Here is a 463-nt window from a genome sequence, read left to right on the forward strand (position 1 = left end):
GCTTGAAGGAGCTGGGCCTCACGCCGCGGAACGCCTGATGCGTCCCACGGGCGCGAGCCCGCGCCAGTCCGTCAGCGCTTCACACCGGCGACGGGCGTGAGCGCGTAGTGGCGCATCTCCTCGATGCGACCGACGTAGGGACGAATCTCCGCGAAGAAGCGCGCGAACTCCGGGCTCTTGCGGAAGCCCTGCATGTGCCCCTCGGCCGAGTCCCACTGGATGCGGAGGATGAAGCGCGTCGCATCCTCCGTGCAGCGCGACAGCTCCCAGCCCAGGCAGTGGGACGACGCGAGGAGCGCGTCCTGCGCGCGGGTGTAGCTGGCGATGAACGCCTCTGCTTCGGACTCGGGAATCGTGTAGCGGATGTATTCGACAATCATGCGGTTTTCCTTCGGGGTGCGGGTCGGGGTGCTTCGATACGGGCGCCCACTTCATCGGCGAGGCGCAGGCCCCAGTCGTAGAG

At 67.6% G+C, this 463-nt stretch carries 1 protein-coding gene; it reads right to left on the reverse strand.

Translation table 11 applies throughout. The features are described 5' to 3' along the window. Nucleotides 1–71: 71 nt before the first annotated feature. Nucleotides 72–380, reverse strand: a complete 309-nt coding sequence (locus tag D7Y04_RS42615; protein WP_121763063.1) for a putative quinol monooxygenase — start codon at nucleotides 378–380, stop codon at nucleotides 72–74. Nucleotides 381–463: the final 83 nt, after the last annotated feature.

This window comes from Corallococcus sp. AB038B (assembly GCF_003668955.1).
Lineage (GTDB): Bacteria > Myxococcota > Myxococcia > Myxococcales > Myxococcaceae > Corallococcus > Corallococcus exiguus.